General features: G+C 72.2%; 13 protein-coding genes. 6 read left to right on the top strand and 7 right to left on the bottom strand.

Annotation, left to right across the window (positions count from 1 at the left end; genetic code table 11):
* The first annotated feature begins 16 nt into the window (after window positions 1-16).
* Both ACFTZC_RS07895 and ACFTZC_RS07890 read left to right on the top strand, forming a co-directional pair.
* Window positions 17-1,486: a purine-cytosine permease family protein gene (locus ACFTZC_RS07895; protein WP_382887892.1), complete on the top strand. Its 1,470-nt coding sequence runs from the start codon at window positions 17-19 to the stop codon at window positions 1,484-1,486.
* Complete coding sequence (locus ACFTZC_RS07890) at window positions 1,483-2,445, top strand: PfkB family carbohydrate kinase (RefSeq protein WP_382887891.1); 963 nt, start codon at window positions 1,483-1,485, stop codon at window positions 2,443-2,445. The genes ACFTZC_RS07895 and ACFTZC_RS07890 overlap by 4 nt, the downstream gene beginning before the upstream one ends.
* Before the next feature lie 127 nt (window positions 2,446-2,572).
* On the opposite strand, the gene ACFTZC_RS07885 is transcribed toward ACFTZC_RS07890, so the two are convergent.
* The 3 genes from ACFTZC_RS07885 to ACFTZC_RS07875 form a co-directional block, all read right to left on the bottom strand.
* Window positions 2,573-3,289, bottom strand: coding sequence for a DUF5995 family protein (locus ACFTZC_RS07885; protein WP_382887890.1), 717 nt, complete (start codon window positions 3,287-3,289; stop codon window positions 2,573-2,575).
* Between the two features lie 65 nt (window positions 3,290-3,354).
* A complete protein-coding gene (locus ACFTZC_RS07880; RefSeq protein WP_382887889.1) occupies window positions 3,355-4,176 on the bottom strand; it encodes a lipase family protein in 822 nt (273 codons plus the stop codon).
* Between the two features lie 271 nt (window positions 4,177-4,447).
* Window positions 4,448-4,900: an anthrone oxygenase family protein gene (locus tag ACFTZC_RS07875; protein ID WP_382887888.1), complete on the bottom strand. Its 453-nt coding sequence runs from the start codon at window positions 4,898-4,900 to the stop codon at window positions 4,448-4,450.
* Between the two features lie 92 nt (window positions 4,901-4,992).
* On the opposite strand from ACFTZC_RS07875, the gene ACFTZC_RS07870 reads away from it, so the two are divergent.
* Window positions 4,993-5,574, top strand: coding sequence for a TetR/AcrR family transcriptional regulator (locus tag ACFTZC_RS07870; RefSeq protein ID WP_382887887.1), 582 nt, complete (start codon window positions 4,993-4,995; stop codon window positions 5,572-5,574).
* Window positions 5,575-5,650: 76 nt separating this feature from the next.
* Here the strand turns inward: ACFTZC_RS07870 and ACFTZC_RS07865 are convergent, their stop codons facing one another.
* Window positions 5,651-7,030, bottom strand: a complete 1,380-nt coding sequence (locus ACFTZC_RS07865; protein WP_382888108.1) for a DEAD/DEAH box helicase — start codon at window positions 7,028-7,030, stop codon at window positions 5,651-5,653.
* A 405-nt stretch (window positions 7,031-7,435) separates the two neighbouring features.
* Between ACFTZC_RS07865 and ACFTZC_RS07860 the strand changes: the two genes are divergently transcribed.
* The 3 genes from ACFTZC_RS07860 to ACFTZC_RS07850 are packed head-to-tail and all read left to right on the top strand — an operon-like array spanning window position 7,436 to window position 9,674.
* Complete coding sequence (locus ACFTZC_RS07860; RefSeq protein ID WP_382887886.1) at window positions 7,436-8,530, top strand: Rieske 2Fe-2S domain-containing protein; 1,095 nt, start codon at window positions 7,436-7,438, stop codon at window positions 8,528-8,530.
* Window positions 8,527-8,718 (top strand): hypothetical protein, encoded by a 192-nt coding sequence (locus tag ACFTZC_RS07855; protein ID WP_382887885.1) that lies wholly within the window; start codon window positions 8,527-8,529, stop codon window positions 8,716-8,718. The genes ACFTZC_RS07860 and ACFTZC_RS07855 overlap by 4 nt, the downstream gene beginning before the upstream one ends.
* Entirely contained in the window at window positions 8,715-9,674 is a 960-nt protein-coding gene (locus ACFTZC_RS07850) for a PDR/VanB family oxidoreductase (RefSeq protein ID WP_382887884.1), read from the top strand. Before ACFTZC_RS07855 ends, ACFTZC_RS07850 begins: the two co-directional genes overlap by 4 nt.
* 73 nt (window positions 9,675-9,747) lie before the next feature.
* Here the strand turns inward: ACFTZC_RS07850 and ACFTZC_RS07845 are convergent, their stop codons facing one another.
* From ACFTZC_RS07845 to ACFTZC_RS07835, 3 genes are read right to left on the bottom strand one after another with little or no spacing between them, the layout of a single operon-like run.
* Entirely contained in the window at window positions 9,748-10,812 is a 1,065-nt protein-coding gene (locus ACFTZC_RS07845; RefSeq protein ID WP_382887883.1) for a FecCD family ABC transporter permease, read from the bottom strand.
* A gap of 34 nt (window positions 10,813-10,846) precedes the next feature.
* Complete coding sequence (locus ACFTZC_RS07840; protein WP_382887882.1) at window positions 10,847-11,884, bottom strand: FecCD family ABC transporter permease; 1,038 nt, start codon at window positions 11,882-11,884, stop codon at window positions 10,847-10,849.
* Window positions 11,885-11,900: 16 nt separating this feature from the next.
* On the bottom strand, window positions 11,901-12,953 hold the full coding sequence (locus tag ACFTZC_RS07835) for an iron-siderophore ABC transporter substrate-binding protein (protein ID WP_382887881.1): 1,053 nt from the start codon (window positions 12,951-12,953) through the stop codon (window positions 11,901-11,903).
* Window positions 12,954-12,966 lie beyond the last annotated feature (13 nt).

The raw sequence follows: 12,966 nt of genomic DNA, 5'->3' as shown, positions 1-12,966 counted from the left end.
CGCAAGGAAGTCCGTCATGACCGCTTCGAGAACCAACGACGTTGTCGGTTCCGTGGAGACCCGAGGGATCGAGCCGGTCCCCGATGCCGAACGACACGGCCACGCCGGTCAGATGTTCTGGACCTGGTTCGCCGCCAACATCAGCATCCTCGGGCTGCCGCTCGGTGCCACGCTCGTCGCCTTCCGTGGGCTGAACATCTGGCAGGCCGCGCTGGTCGCCCTGCTCGGGTCGTTCGGTTCCTTCGCCCTGGTCGGCGCGTTGAGCCTGGCGGGCAAGAAGGGCGGAGCGCCCGCGCTCACCCTGTCCCGCGCGGTCTTCGGACAGCGGGGCAACGCCGGTCCGACCCTGATCAGCTGGCTCAGCCGGATCGGCTGGGAGACGATCACGACGACCACCGCGGCGTACGCCCTGCTGGCGCTGCTGGCCATCGCGTTCGGTGTCGGCCAGAACACCGTGCTCACCCTGGTGTGTCTGCTGGTCTTCATCGTCTGCACGCTGCTGATCAGCGGTCTCGGGCACGCCACCATCATGTGGATCAACAAGTGGGCGACCGTCGTCTTCGGTGTGCTCAACCTGATCGTGATGGGCTTCCTGGTCGCGACCGTCGAGTGGACGAAGGTGCTCGACGCGCCGGCCGGACCGACCAGCGGAGTGGTGGCGGGCATCGGCTTCATCGCCGCGGGCACCGGTATCGGCTGGGCGAACGCGGGCGCCGACTACGCCCGCTACCTGCCGCGCGAGATCCCGGGGCGGCGGCTCGTCGTAGCCTCCGCGTTCGGCGCGGGCATCCCGCTCGTGCTGCTGATCTCGCTCGGATCGCTGCTCTCCGCCGGTGACCCGGCGCTCGCCACCGCCTCCGACCCGGTCGCCGCCATCAACGCGATGCTGCCGTCCTGGATGGCGATCCCGTATCTCGTCGCGGCCTTCGGCGGGCTGCTGATGTCGAACCACCTCTCCACCTACTCGGCCGGTCTGACCATGATCACGCTGGGGCTGCGGGTGCCGCGCCCGATGGCCGTGGCCATCGACGTGGTGCTGATGTTCGCCGGCGGTGTGTACTTCATGCTGATCGCGAAGGACTTCTACGGTCCCTTCTCGACCTTCCTGACGCTGCTGGCCGTGCCGATCTCGGCGTGGATCGGGGTGATCGCGGTGGATTCCCTGCGCGGCCGTGACTACGACCCCGCGGCGCTGATGGACACCTCGCGCGGCAGCCGGTACTGGTACACCGGCGGCTTCCACGTGGGGGCGGTCGCCGGCTGGGCCGTGGCCATCGTGGCCGGTCTGCTGTTCACCGAGGCGGGGACGAGCGAGAAGGACGTCTGGTTCTCCGGTCCGCTCGCCGGCACCTGGCTCGGGGTGAACGGCCTGGGCTGGGCGATCTCGATGGCCGTCGGCGCGGGGGTGTACGCCCTCTCCGGACGCCTCGGCGGACGTCCGCGCGAGGTCGCCGCGGCGCCCGTGCTCAACGAGGCCGGCCGGTGAGCGGCCGTCTGGTCCTCGCCGGGAACGTCATCGCGGATCTGGTGATCGAGGTCCCCGCGCTGCCCGAGCGGGGTGGGGACGTCATCGGCTCGCGTACCGAGCTGACGGCGGGCGGCGGTTTCAACACCCTCACGGCGGCCCGGCGCCTCGGGACGGAGGCGGTCTTCGCCGGGCTGCACGGCACCGGGCCCTACGGAGATCTCGTCCGCGCGGCGCTGGCCGCCGAGGGGATCGAAAGCCTGCTGCCGGTCCGCACGGACGGGGACACCGGTTTCACCGTCGCCCTGGTCGACGCGGGCGGCGAGCGTACGTTCGTCACGAGCTTCGGGGTCGACGCGCGGCTGACGGAGGCGGAGACCGAGGCCGTCGCCGCGCGGCTGCGGCCGGGCGACCTGGTGCAGCTCTCCGGGTACGGCCTGGTGATGCCGGTCAACGGCCCCCTGCTGTCCCGCTTCACGGCCGCGCTGGGACCGGACGTCACGGTCTGCCTGGATCCGGCGCCGCTGGTCGCCGACATTCCCGAGGCGGTCCTGGCGCCGGTGCTGGCCCGTACGGACTGGCTCAGCGCCAACGCCCGCGAGGCCCGGCTGATGTCCGGACACGAGGACCCGGCGGCGGCCGCGACGGCGCTGCGGGAGCGGCTGGCGCCGGGCGCGGGGGTGATCGTACGGGCCGACAAGGACGGCTGCTGGCTGGCGGCCCCCGGGGAGCCCACTCTGCACGTACCGGGCTTCCCGGTCACGCCGGTCGACAGCAACGGAGCGGGCGACGCCCATGTGGGATCGTTCCTGGCGCTGCTCGCCCAGGGCAGGGATCCCCTGACGGCCGCCCGGGGCGCCAACGCGGCGGCGGCCTACGCGGTGGGCCGCCGCGGCCCGGCGACCGCACCCGACCGGGAGCGGCTGGCCGCCTTCCTGGGCGAGGACCCGCTGGCGCGGCTGCTGTTCGGGGCGGCCTGACTTCGTGTTGGTGTGACCACGCGCCGCGGGCGGGATGTCCCGGCCGCGGCGCCGGTCGTACGGGGACGTTCGCCGTCGCTGCGGCGCACGTCCCCGTACCCCGATTTCTACGGAGGTCCCGGAGGTCCTAGGCCGGCGGCGGGGGGACGACGGGCAGCAGGATGCCCTCGCCGACGACGCCGACCGCTTCCCCGAGGGCGATCTCGTGGCCGCTGTAGGCCAGCGGGTTGATGCCGTTCTTCTCGCGCCACAGGACCTGGGCGGTGTTCCAGGCGGCTTCGCGGGCAGCGGCCATGGAGAAGCCGCTCACCGCGTGCTTGAGCTTCTCGGCGTCCTGGGTGGCGACCTTGACGATCTGGATCTCGAACTCGGCGCGCACCTCCGCCTCGACGCTCGCGAGCAGGTCGTTGACCTTCTCGTAGTCCTGGTGGACCGGAGGGGTGCCGGGGGTGGTGCGGCGTTCGGCGCAGGTCTCGACGACGGCGACGGCGAGGTCGTGGTTGATGTGCGCGTTCATCCCGGCGAGGGCGAACTGGATCGGCCAGATGACGTGGTTGTCGCGGGCCCGGAACAGCGGCGCCCACGCCGCGTCGACGGGACGGCCCGCGATCGCGGCGTCGACGTTGCGCAGGTACATCCCGGCGAAGATGACGTCCATGCGCTCCAGGAACGCGCTGTCCTGGAACGTGCCTTCGGTGACGTTCCGCTTCACCAGTTCGGTGACCTTCAGGTACATGCGGTTGAAGCAGCCGACGCCGTCGCTCGGGTCGAGATCGGCGCCGATCTGCCGCATACGGACGATGGCTTCGTCGATGGTGGTGGGTGCGTTCGTGACGGTGGCCATGAATGGTTCTCCTTTGGGGGGTGCGAGGGGGTGCGAAGGGGTGCGGGGTCGGCGGGGGAACGCGGTCAGGGGAGGTTCTTCTCCAGGGCGGACAGGTAGCTGCGCATCGCGTGGTCGCGGATCCCGTCCGTGGCCGGGGCGAGGGCGTCGGCGGTCAGCCCGGCTGCACGGTCGGCGAGGCCGCCCATCAGCGTCATCGACTCGCGGATCTTTCCGTGGGAGTCGATGTGGCGCAGGGCGTCGACATGGGCGAAGACGGGCTCGGGCGGCAGCTGGGGGACGATGTCGTTGTTGTTGACGAAGCGGTACATGCGGCGGCCGAAACCCTTGTTGTACGCCGTGGCCAGGATCCGGTCGCAGGTGCGGGGCTGGCCGTAGGTGTAGACGCCGTCGGCGGTCAGCTTCGGGTCCTCCAGGTGCATCCGGGCACCGGCGAGCATGGCCAGCGCGCCGCCGAGGCTGTGCCCGGTGAACCACACGCTCTGGTTGTTCCCGCGCAGTTCGCCGAGGGCGGCGCGCACCTCGGGAAAGATCGATTCCAGCGCCTCGGCGAAGCCGTGGTGGACGTAGCCGGTGCCGCCCGGGCCGGGCCACGGCGGCGTGGTGGCGTCGGTGAGCCAGTCCTTGATCTGCTGCGGCTCCGTGCCACGGAACGCGGTGACGATCATGTCGTCGCCGGCCATGGTGTACGCCTGGGTGTCCTGCAAGGGGAACGGCGGGGTGAAGCGGGTCTCGTGGTGGCGTACCTGGTCGAAGCCCCATTCACGGGCCTGACGTTCGATGGCGGCCTCGTCCTGGTAGGCGAGTTCGGACGCCAGGGCCAGCCAGTAGGCACGCTCCGGGCTGTAGGCGGTCGAGCGCTGGTCGATCACGACGGGGGCGGTCACGGGGAGAGTTCCTTCCTTCACGGCGGCGAGGAAGGCCCGGCGACCCCACCGGTCGCACACAGCCGCTTCCGCCACGGACAGTGAGGGAAACTTCGCACCGGCACGGGCCTGGCGCCGGACCGACACGCCTGCCGGGATCCGGACGGCCTACGCCTTCCCCTGCCACCGGCGCAGCGCACCACACCGGTGGCTGACGGAACCACGGGCAGTGAGCCCTGCCCGGCCGCGGCCCTGGCGCCCCTCCCGGCACACTTCGCCCAAACGACAGACCCTAGCCCTGGACGACAGCAACCGCGAAGAGCGCGAAGGCGAGCACGATGACCGCCACCCGGACGTGGTGGAACCGGTCCCACCGTCCCATCTGCTCCTTCCAGTCCCCGGGTACGCCCTCGTGCGACCAGGTCGCGACCCGCGCGTTGATCGGCACCAGCAGCAGGACCGACATCACCACGCTCAGCACGAGCAGCGCCGTGCCCGCGCAGACGAGCGCCGCGCCCGCGCCGCCCCATGCCGACCCGGCCCACAACGCGCCGAGGACGACCGAGCCGATGTACCAGAACGGCATGATCCGGCCGAGAACCCGCGCCCCGTCGCTCCGGGCGTCGAGTCCGCCGTCGTCCGGAAGCCGGTCGAGGATCGGATTGACGAAGAACGCCACCGAGAACTCCACCCCCACCATGACCCCGACCACGACCACGGTCACCACAGCCAGTACGTCCTGCATGTGCCCTCCCCATCACTCCCTAGCAACGCTAGGACTTGATTCGATGCTAGACATAGCATCGCGCGATTGTCTAGCAGTGCTAGCATCACGTCATGTCCGTACAGGAACGCAAGGAACGCGAGCGGGCCGACCGCCACCGTCTGATCGTCTCCACAGCCCGCGAACTCGCCGAGACCCAGGGCTGGGACGCCGTCACCACACGCCGTCTCGCCGAGCGCATCGAGTACAGCCAGCCCGTGCTCTACAGCCACTTCCGCGGCAGGAACGACATCGTCGGGGCCGTCGCACTGGAAGGCTTCGCCGAACTCACCACCGCACTACGGGCCGCGGCACGCGAGGGGACCGGGGGCCGCGGCACGGCCGGCGCGCTGGCCCGCGCCTACACCGACTTCGCCGCGCGCAACCCCGCCGTCTACGACGCCATGTTCACCCTCGACAACGGCCTCCCCTACGCCGACGACGCCACCCCACCGCCGCTCCGGGACGCCTTCCAGGCCCTGCTCGGCGCACTGGCCGACCACGCGCCCCCTGACCGACCGGACCTGTTCACCGAGACGTTCTGGGCCGCGCTCCACGGGCTGGCGACCCTCACCCACACCGGACGCCTCCCCGCCGACCGGGTCGCCGACCGCCTCACCCTCCTGGTCGACCGCTTCATCCCGCACGCCCGGTGAGCCGGTCCGGGACGGCGAACGCGCGTGTGCCCGGGCCGGGTACGGGATCCGGGCCCGGGTCCGGCCCCAGCCGGGGTCAGCCGCCGCGCCGCACCCGGGCCGCCTTGCGGGCCTCCGCGAGCTTGTGGGCCTCGCTGCTCCTGCGGGACGGCCTGCCGCCGGAGCCGCTCTTCGCGTCCTTGGTGCTGCCCAGGCCACGGAACGGGGCGTTGTGGTTCTTGGGCCGCGGCGCGGCGGGCCCGCCGTCGAGGGGCGTTCCGGAGGGGGCCCTGGCGCCGGTGATCCGGCTCAGCTCCGCCTCGCCGGATCGCACGGTGGTGACCTTGGGAGCGACGTCGGCGTCCGCCATGACCTGGCTCGTCTCGCGGCGCTGTCCCGGCAGGACGAGCGTCACGACGGTGCCGGAGCGGCCGGCCCGGGCCGTCCGGCCCGCGCGGTGCAGATAGTCCTTGGGATCGGTGGCCGGGTCCACGTTGACCACGAGGTCGAGGTCGTCGACATGCAGGCCGCGCGCAGCGACGTTCGTCGCGACCAGGGCCGTGACCTGACCGTTCTTGAACTGGGCCAGGGTCCGGGTGCGCTGTGGCTGGGACTTCCCGCTGTGCAGGGCGGCGGCCGCCACCCCGCTGGCCCGCAGATGCCGCGTGAGCTGATCGACACCGTGCTTGGTGTCCAGGAACAGCAGGACACGGCCGTCCCGGGCGGCGATCTCCGTGGTCACTGCGTACCGGTCCGGGCCGTGCACGGCGAAGACGTGGTGCTCGATCGCGCGGACCGCGCTGGACGAGGGGTCCACCGAGTGGACGGCCGGGTCGCGCAGGTAGTCCCGCACCAACTGGTCTACATCGCGGTCCAGGGTGGCGGAGAACAGCATGCGCTGCCCGTCGGGACGCACCTGATCCAGGGCCTCGGTGACCTGTGGGAGGAACCCCATGTCACACATCTGGTCGGCCTCGTCCAGGACCGTGATGCGCACCTGTCCCAGCCGGCATCCCTTGCGGTCGATGAGGTCGTGCAGTCGGCCGGGCGTGGCGACGACGATCTCGGCGCCGTCCCGCAGCACGGCGGCCTGCCGTCCGACGGACACCCCGCCCACCACGGTCGCGAGCCGCAGCCGCAGCGCCTCGGCGTACGGGGTGAGCGCCTCACCGACCTGCTGGGCCAGTTCCCTGGTGGGTACCAGAACGAGCGCCAGCGGCTCCTTGGGCCGCGCGCGCCGCCCGGCCGTCCGGGCGAGCACCCCCAGGCCGAAGGCGAGGGTCTTGCCCGATCCGGTGCGGCCCCGGCCCAGGACGTCCCGTCCAGCGAGCGCGTCGGGCAGTGCCGCCGCCTGGATGGGGAAGGGCACCGTCACACCGTGCTCGTCGAGCGCCCGCAGGACTTCGGCCGGCAGCCCCAGCTCCGCGAAGGACGCCGCCGGGGGCGGAGCCGCCGTGGCGTCCGGCGCCTCGGGCATCTCATCCGGCTGCCGGGCATCGGCACGTGCTGATTCGCTCACAGAGAGCCTTCCTCCGAAGGGACCGTACCGAGGAAGGCGCGGCGGGGACGCGGCCACCGGCCGGGGAGACCGTGAACCGGGCACCGGCACAGCGACGCTGCAAACGCTCCACGCTAGCACGGGGCGCACCGCCCGGTCCGCCCACGGCCGGCGCCGCCCGGCCGCGGAACGAACGGCCGGACCCGGTTGCGCGGATCGTCGGTCGAGTGCCACGGCGTTTCCGGATCAACTCTCCGAACGCAACTCTCCGAACATGCCTTTCACAGCGCACCTTCGGTACGGCGGAAGCCGTATTGCCTCCCTATTGCGTCCCTGTGACGGGCTTTCGGACAATGACGCCATCACCGAGACGGGAGCGGGCCCATGCCGCACATCACCGCATTCGCCAGGAACCAGTGGTACGTCGCGGCCTACGGCCGCGAGGTCGGCCGGGAACTGCTCGGACGTACGATCCTCGACGAGCCGATCGCGTTCTACCGCACCGAGGCCCGCGCCGGGGCGCCCGGCGAGGTGGTCGCCCTCGCCGACCGCTGTGTGCACCGGCGTTACCCCCTGTCGGCCGGCCGGCTCGACGGCGACACCGTGGTCTGCGGCTACCACGGCTTCACGTACGACACGAGCGGGACATGTGTGTACGTCCCCGGGCAGAAACGCGTGCCGCGCACCGCCCGGGTGAGCTCCTATCCGGTGGTGGAGCAGGACTCGCTCGTCTGGGTCTGGATCGGTGACCCGGCGCTCGCCGACACCGGAGCCATACCCCGGGCGCCGCACCTGGCGGACAGCGAGAACTGGACCACGGTCGGCGGCATGGAGCCCATCGACTGCGGCTACGGGCTGCTGGTCGACAATCTGCTGGACCTCTCGCACGAGACGTATCTGCACGGCGGGTACATCGGCACCCCGGAGGTCGCCGAGACCCCGATGACCACCGAGGTCGACGAAGGCGCCGGCATCGTCCGGGTGAGCAGGCACATGGACGACGCCGCGTGCCCGCCGTTCTACGCCCGCTCCACCGGCATCGAGGGCCGCATCACCCGCTGGCAGGACATCGAGTACCACGCCCCGTGCCTTTACCTGCTGCACAGCAGGATCGCCCCGCGCGGCGTGCTCCCGCGCCCCGACGGCGGCGACCCGGACGCGTTCCACGTCGAGATCACCTACGCGATCACACCGTCCACCGACCGTCATGTCTACGACTTCTGGTCCGTCTCCCGCGACTTCGGCCACGGCGACGAGGAGATGTCGGCCTTCCTCCACGACTTCAACCGCGAGGTCGTCCGGCAGGACGTCGACGCGCTGAATCTCCTGCAGAAGGCGCTCGACACCGAGCCTCCCGGCTACCAGGAACTCAGCATCAACATCGACACCGGCGGCCTCGCCGCCCGCCGTATCCTCGCCCGCCTCGCCGCGCGGGGGGCGCGGCCGGCCGCCGCCACCGCCCCGGCGGGCTCCCGGTGAGCCGCCCGCCCGGCGCCGAGGTCTACCGGGTCGACTGGACACCGGGCAGCGACGAGCTCCACGGCACCTGCCACTGCGGGGCCGAACGGTCCGGGCAGGACCCGGTGGAGCTGTGGGAGTGGATGCTCGGCCACCCCACCGGACACGCCGCCGGCCACTCCCCCGGCGCCGCGGAGGAGGACGGGTGAGCGGCGCCGCCCCCGAACCCGAGAGCGAGCTGGTCGTCGCCGAACGCGCCGACGAGGCCGAGGGGATCGTCTCGCTGACGCTCCGCCACGCGGACGGCGGCCCCCTGCCCGCCTGGGAGCCCGGCGCCCATATCGACCTGATCCCCGGCACCGGTCCCACCCGGCAGTACTCGCTCTGCGGCGACCCCTCCGACCGGACCGCCTGGCGCATAGCGGTACGTCACGAACCGGCCGGGCGCGGCGGATCGGCGTACGTCCACGACCGGCTCACCGCCGGTACGGCGGTACGGGTCCGCGGTCCCCGTAACCACTTCGCCCTGCGGCCCGCCGCGCGCTACCTCTTCATCGCGGGCGGCATCGGGATCACACCGATCCTGCCCATGACCGCCGCCGCCGAGGCCGCGGGCGCGCGGTGGACCCTGCTGTACGGCGGCCGGACCCGCGCGTCCATGGCCTTCCTGGACCGGCTCGCGCGGTACGGGGACCGGGTGCGGCCGTCGCCGCGGGACGAGACGGGGCCGCTCGACCTGGCGTCGTACCTCGGGGCGCCGGAGCCGGGGACGCTGGTCTACTGCTGCGGCCCGGAACCCCTGCTCGACGCGGTGGCCGAACGGTGCCGCGACTGGCCCGCGGGGGCGCTGAGCGTGGAACGGTTCTCGGCCGGGGACCCCGGTCCCGCAGCGGTCTCCGGTGGGTTCGAGGTGGAGCTGGCCCGCTCCGGGCTGACCCTCACGGTGGAGCCGGGGCGCAGCATCCTGGACACCGTCGAGGCAGCCGGGGTGCCGGTGCTCTCCTCCTGCCGGGAGGGCACTTGCGGCACCTGTGAGACCGATGTGCTGGCGGGCGAGCCGGACCACCGTGACACGCTGCTCAACGCGGAGGAGCGGGCGGCCGGGGAGACGATGATGATCTGTGTCTCCCGCTGCCGGGGGCCGAGGCTGGTCCTGGATCTGTGACGCCGGCCCGCGCCGGCGCGATGCCCCGATCTGTGGCGTCGGCCCGCGCCGTTGCGCTGCCCCGCCCGCCTCGCTACAGCACTCCCTTGCGCCACTCGCGGATCAGCAGATATCCGAGGTACGCACCCCCGACGGCCAGGGTGTAGATGCCGACCGGCAGGTTCTCGAAGAGCGGCAGTTGCTGTGCGCAGAGGTCCGCGAGCACCAGCAGCAGAGCCCCCATCAAGGTGGAGAGCAGCAGACGCGGGCCCGAGCCGCGGGTGAGGCGCCGGGCGATCTGCGGGGCCGTCAGGGCGATGAAGGCGATCGGCCCCGAGACGCTGACCGCGCCGGCGGAGAGGACGATCGACAGGACGACGGCGGTGGTCTTCGTGGTCCTGGGCTCCGAGCCCAGTCCCCCGGCGATCTCGTCGCCCATCTCCGCGAGGTCGAGACGGCGCGCGATCAGCACGGTGCAGGGGGCGACGAGGAGCAGGACCAGCCAGATCGTGCCGGCGTGGTCCCAGGACCGGGCCGCCAGGCTGCCGTTGATGTAGGCGGTCAGGACGGCCGCCTTGTCGCGCTCCACGGCGTAGACGACGTACTGCGTGACCGCCGTGGCGATGGCGGCCACCCCGATACCGGCCACCACCAGGCGCCCCGGGTTGCGGAATCCGCTGCCCGTCGACACGTACACCAGCGCCATGGCGAGCACCGCGCCGGCCAGGGCGCCGAGCGGCACGGGGACGGTGCCGGGCAGCAGCAGCGCCACGATGGCGGCGCCCGCGCCGGCGCCCGCGCCCAGCCCGATCACGTCCGGGCTGCCCAGCGGGTTGCGGGTGACCGACTGGAAGAGCGCGCCGGACAGCCCGAGCGCCGCGCCCGTGCCGACCGCCACCGTCAGCCGCGGCCCGCGCAGCCGCTCCAGGACGAAGGCGTCCGTCCCGCGCGCGCCGCCGGTGACGGCGCCCGCGAGATCCGGGAGCGGGATGCCGAGCCGTCCCAGCGACAGCGTGGCGACGGCGGCGGCCACCGTCAGGACCGCCGTGACGAGGGCGATCACGACCGACCTGCGCCGTACCGGCACCGCCACCGTGCGCCCGAGGGTGAGAAAGCCGCGTGGCGCGGCGGTGCGGACCATGGTCTGACTCCCCGTCATGCGCTGCCCCATGTCCTGCCCCATGTGCTGCCCTTCATGTGCTTCCCTTCATCCCGCGTACGGCCACCAGCAGCGCGGGCGCCCCGACGAACGCCGTCACCACCCCGACCATCAGCTCCTGCGGGCGCAGGACGATCCGGCCCAGCACGTCCGCCAGGAGCAGCAGCGCGGGACCGGCGATCGCCGAGAACACGATCTGTATCCGGAAGTCGACGCCGACCACGGCGCGCACGATGTGCGGTACGGCGAGACCGACGAAGGCGATGGGGCCGACCGCGGCCGTCGCCGCCGCGCTGAGCAGGGTCGCGGCGATCAGTCCGCCGGCCCGCAGGAGCGCCGGGTGCGCGCCGAGGGAGGCGGCCGACGCGTCGCCGAGGGCGAGCGCGTTGAGGCCGGGGCCCAGCAGCAGCGCGAGGACGAGTCCGGTCGCGGCGAACGGCAGGACGGACCAGAACACGTCGAAGTCCCGGCCGCCGAGCGCGCCGACCACCCAGTAGCGGTAGCTGTCGAAGACCTTCGGTCTGCTCAGCGTCACCGCCTGGATGAACGCCATCAGCACCGCGGAGAGGACGGCTCCCGCCAGGACCAGCCGCACCAGGCTCGTACTCGCGCCCGCGGAGCCGATGACATGGACCAGCAGGCCGGCCAGCAGGGCGCCGGGCAGCGCCCACCACATGGTGTCGGAGCGGCCCGACGCGCCCAGGAAGGCCGTCGCCGCGACGATGCTCGCAGCCGCGCCGGCGTTGATCCCGAGCAGCCCCGGGTCCGCGAGGGGGTTGCGGGTGACCCCCTGCATCAGGGTGCCGGCGACGGCGAGACAGACCCCCGCCAGCACGCCGAGCGCCGTCCGCGGGTAACGGCTCTCGACGACGGTGGCGACATAGGGGTCGGCGGTCCCCGCGAGGACGTCCACGACGTCCCCGAACGAGGTGGTCCTGCTGCCGAACATCACGCTCGCGGTCCCCGCGAGGACGAGCAGGACGGCCCCGGCGAGCAGGGCGGGGACCCACCGGGCGGCCCCGGCACGCGAGGTGCCGGGGCCGCCCGTTCGGGCCGGTGCGGTGGTGGTCATCCGGTTTCCGTAGGCCTTACTTGTCGAGCTTGGCGACGGCCTCGTCGATCAGCGGGAGGTAGCGGTCGATGACCCAGGGAACGGTGAGCGGGTTGATGATGGAGGACGCGGTGACGAAGGACGTGTCGTCACTGGCGACGAGCGAGTCGCGCTCGACGGCGGGAATCGCCGCGTACAGCTTCTGTGCCTCCGTCTCCTTACGGGACTTGGCGTCCGAGTAGAAGGTGAAGACGAGGTCGCTGCCGGAGAGCTTCTCCGCGTTCTCCAGTCCGATCAGGGCCGAGTCGGTGCCCTTGGTCTCCTTGAACGTCTTCACCACCGGGTCGACGGTCAGGCCGAGGGACGAGACCATCTCGACGCGCTGCTCCTCCGGGAGGAAGACGCCGAGTGTGCCCGGGCCGGAGGTGTAGATGTACGAGAACGAGACGTCCTTGTACTTCGGCCGGGTCGCGGCGGCGTCCGCGAGCTGCTCCTCGATCGTCGAGATGAGCTTCTTCGCGTCGTCCGGCTGCCCCAGCGCCTTGGCGATGATCTCGATCTGCTCGTCCCAGTTGGTGCTCCAGGCCAGTTCGGGGTAGGCGACGGTCGGCGCGATGTCCGAGAGGATGTCGAACTGCTCCTGGGTGACCCCCGACCAGGGGGCCAGGATCACATCGGGTTCGAGTTCGGTGACGGCCTCGAAGTCGATGTCCTCCCCGCCGGCGAACTGCTTCGGCAGTTCGTCGCCGGCCTTGGTCACCGCGTCGTGGATCCACGGCAGGTAGCCGGTCTTGTCACTGCCCCACTCGTAGCTCTCGATGCCCACGGGCGTGTGGCCGAGGGCGATCGCGGTCTCCGCGGACCCCTGCCCCAGGGTCACGACCCGCTCGGGCTGTTCGGCGATCTCCGCCGATCCGAGGGCGCTCTTGATGGTGACCGGGAACGCCCCGTCACTCGTCCCGTTCCCGGCCGGGGCGGCGGACTTCGCGTCGCCCTCCGACGAACAGCCGCCGAGAACCAGGGTGAGCGCGGCGGCGGTCGCCGTGACGGCGAGGGTCCGACGACGCACGCGGGTGAACCAGGATGGCATGGGTGTTCCTCAG

Source organism: Streptomyces sp. NPDC056987, assembly GCF_042673865.1.
GTDB lineage: Bacteria > Actinomycetota > Actinomycetes > Streptomycetales > Streptomycetaceae > Streptomyces.
Note: the sequence above shows the minus strand (reverse complement) of the source record. Positions and strands in the feature narration are given on the sequence as shown.

Excerpts from the sequence above, each read along its gene's own strand:
- ACFTZC_RS07895 (WP_382887892.1), top strand. The coding sequence starts at position 17 with ATGACCGCTTCGAGAACCAACGACGTTGTCGGTTCCGTGGAGACCCGA.
- ACFTZC_RS07885 (WP_382887890.1), bottom strand. The coding sequence starts at position 3,289 with ATGGCCACCGTCACGAACGCACCCACCACCATCGACGAAGCCATCGTC.
- ACFTZC_RS07875 (WP_382887888.1), bottom strand. The coding sequence starts at position 4,900 with ATGCAGGACGTACTGGCTGTGGTGACCGTGGTCGTGGTCGGGGTCATG.
- ACFTZC_RS07870 (WP_382887887.1), top strand. The coding sequence starts at position 4,993 with ATGTCCGTACAGGAACGCAAGGAACGCGAGCGGGCCGACCGCCACCGT.
- ACFTZC_RS07865 (WP_382888108.1), bottom strand. The coding sequence starts at position 7,030 with ATGCCCGAGGCGCCGGACGCCACGGCGGCTCCGCCCCCGGCGGCGTCC.
- ACFTZC_RS07860 (WP_382887886.1), top strand. The coding sequence starts at position 7,436 with ATGCCGCACATCACCGCATTCGCCAGGAACCAGTGGTACGTCGCGGCC.
- ACFTZC_RS07845 (WP_382887883.1), bottom strand. The coding sequence starts at position 10,812 with ATGACGGGGAGTCAGACCATGGTCCGCACCGCCGCGCCACGCGGCTTT.
- ACFTZC_RS07840 (WP_382887882.1), bottom strand. The coding sequence starts at position 11,884 with ATGACCACCACCGCACCGGCCCGAACGGGCGGCCCCGGCACCTCGCGT.
- ACFTZC_RS07835 (WP_382887881.1), bottom strand. The coding sequence starts at position 12,953 with ATGCCATCCTGGTTCACCCGCGTGCGTCGTCGGACCCTCGCCGTCACG.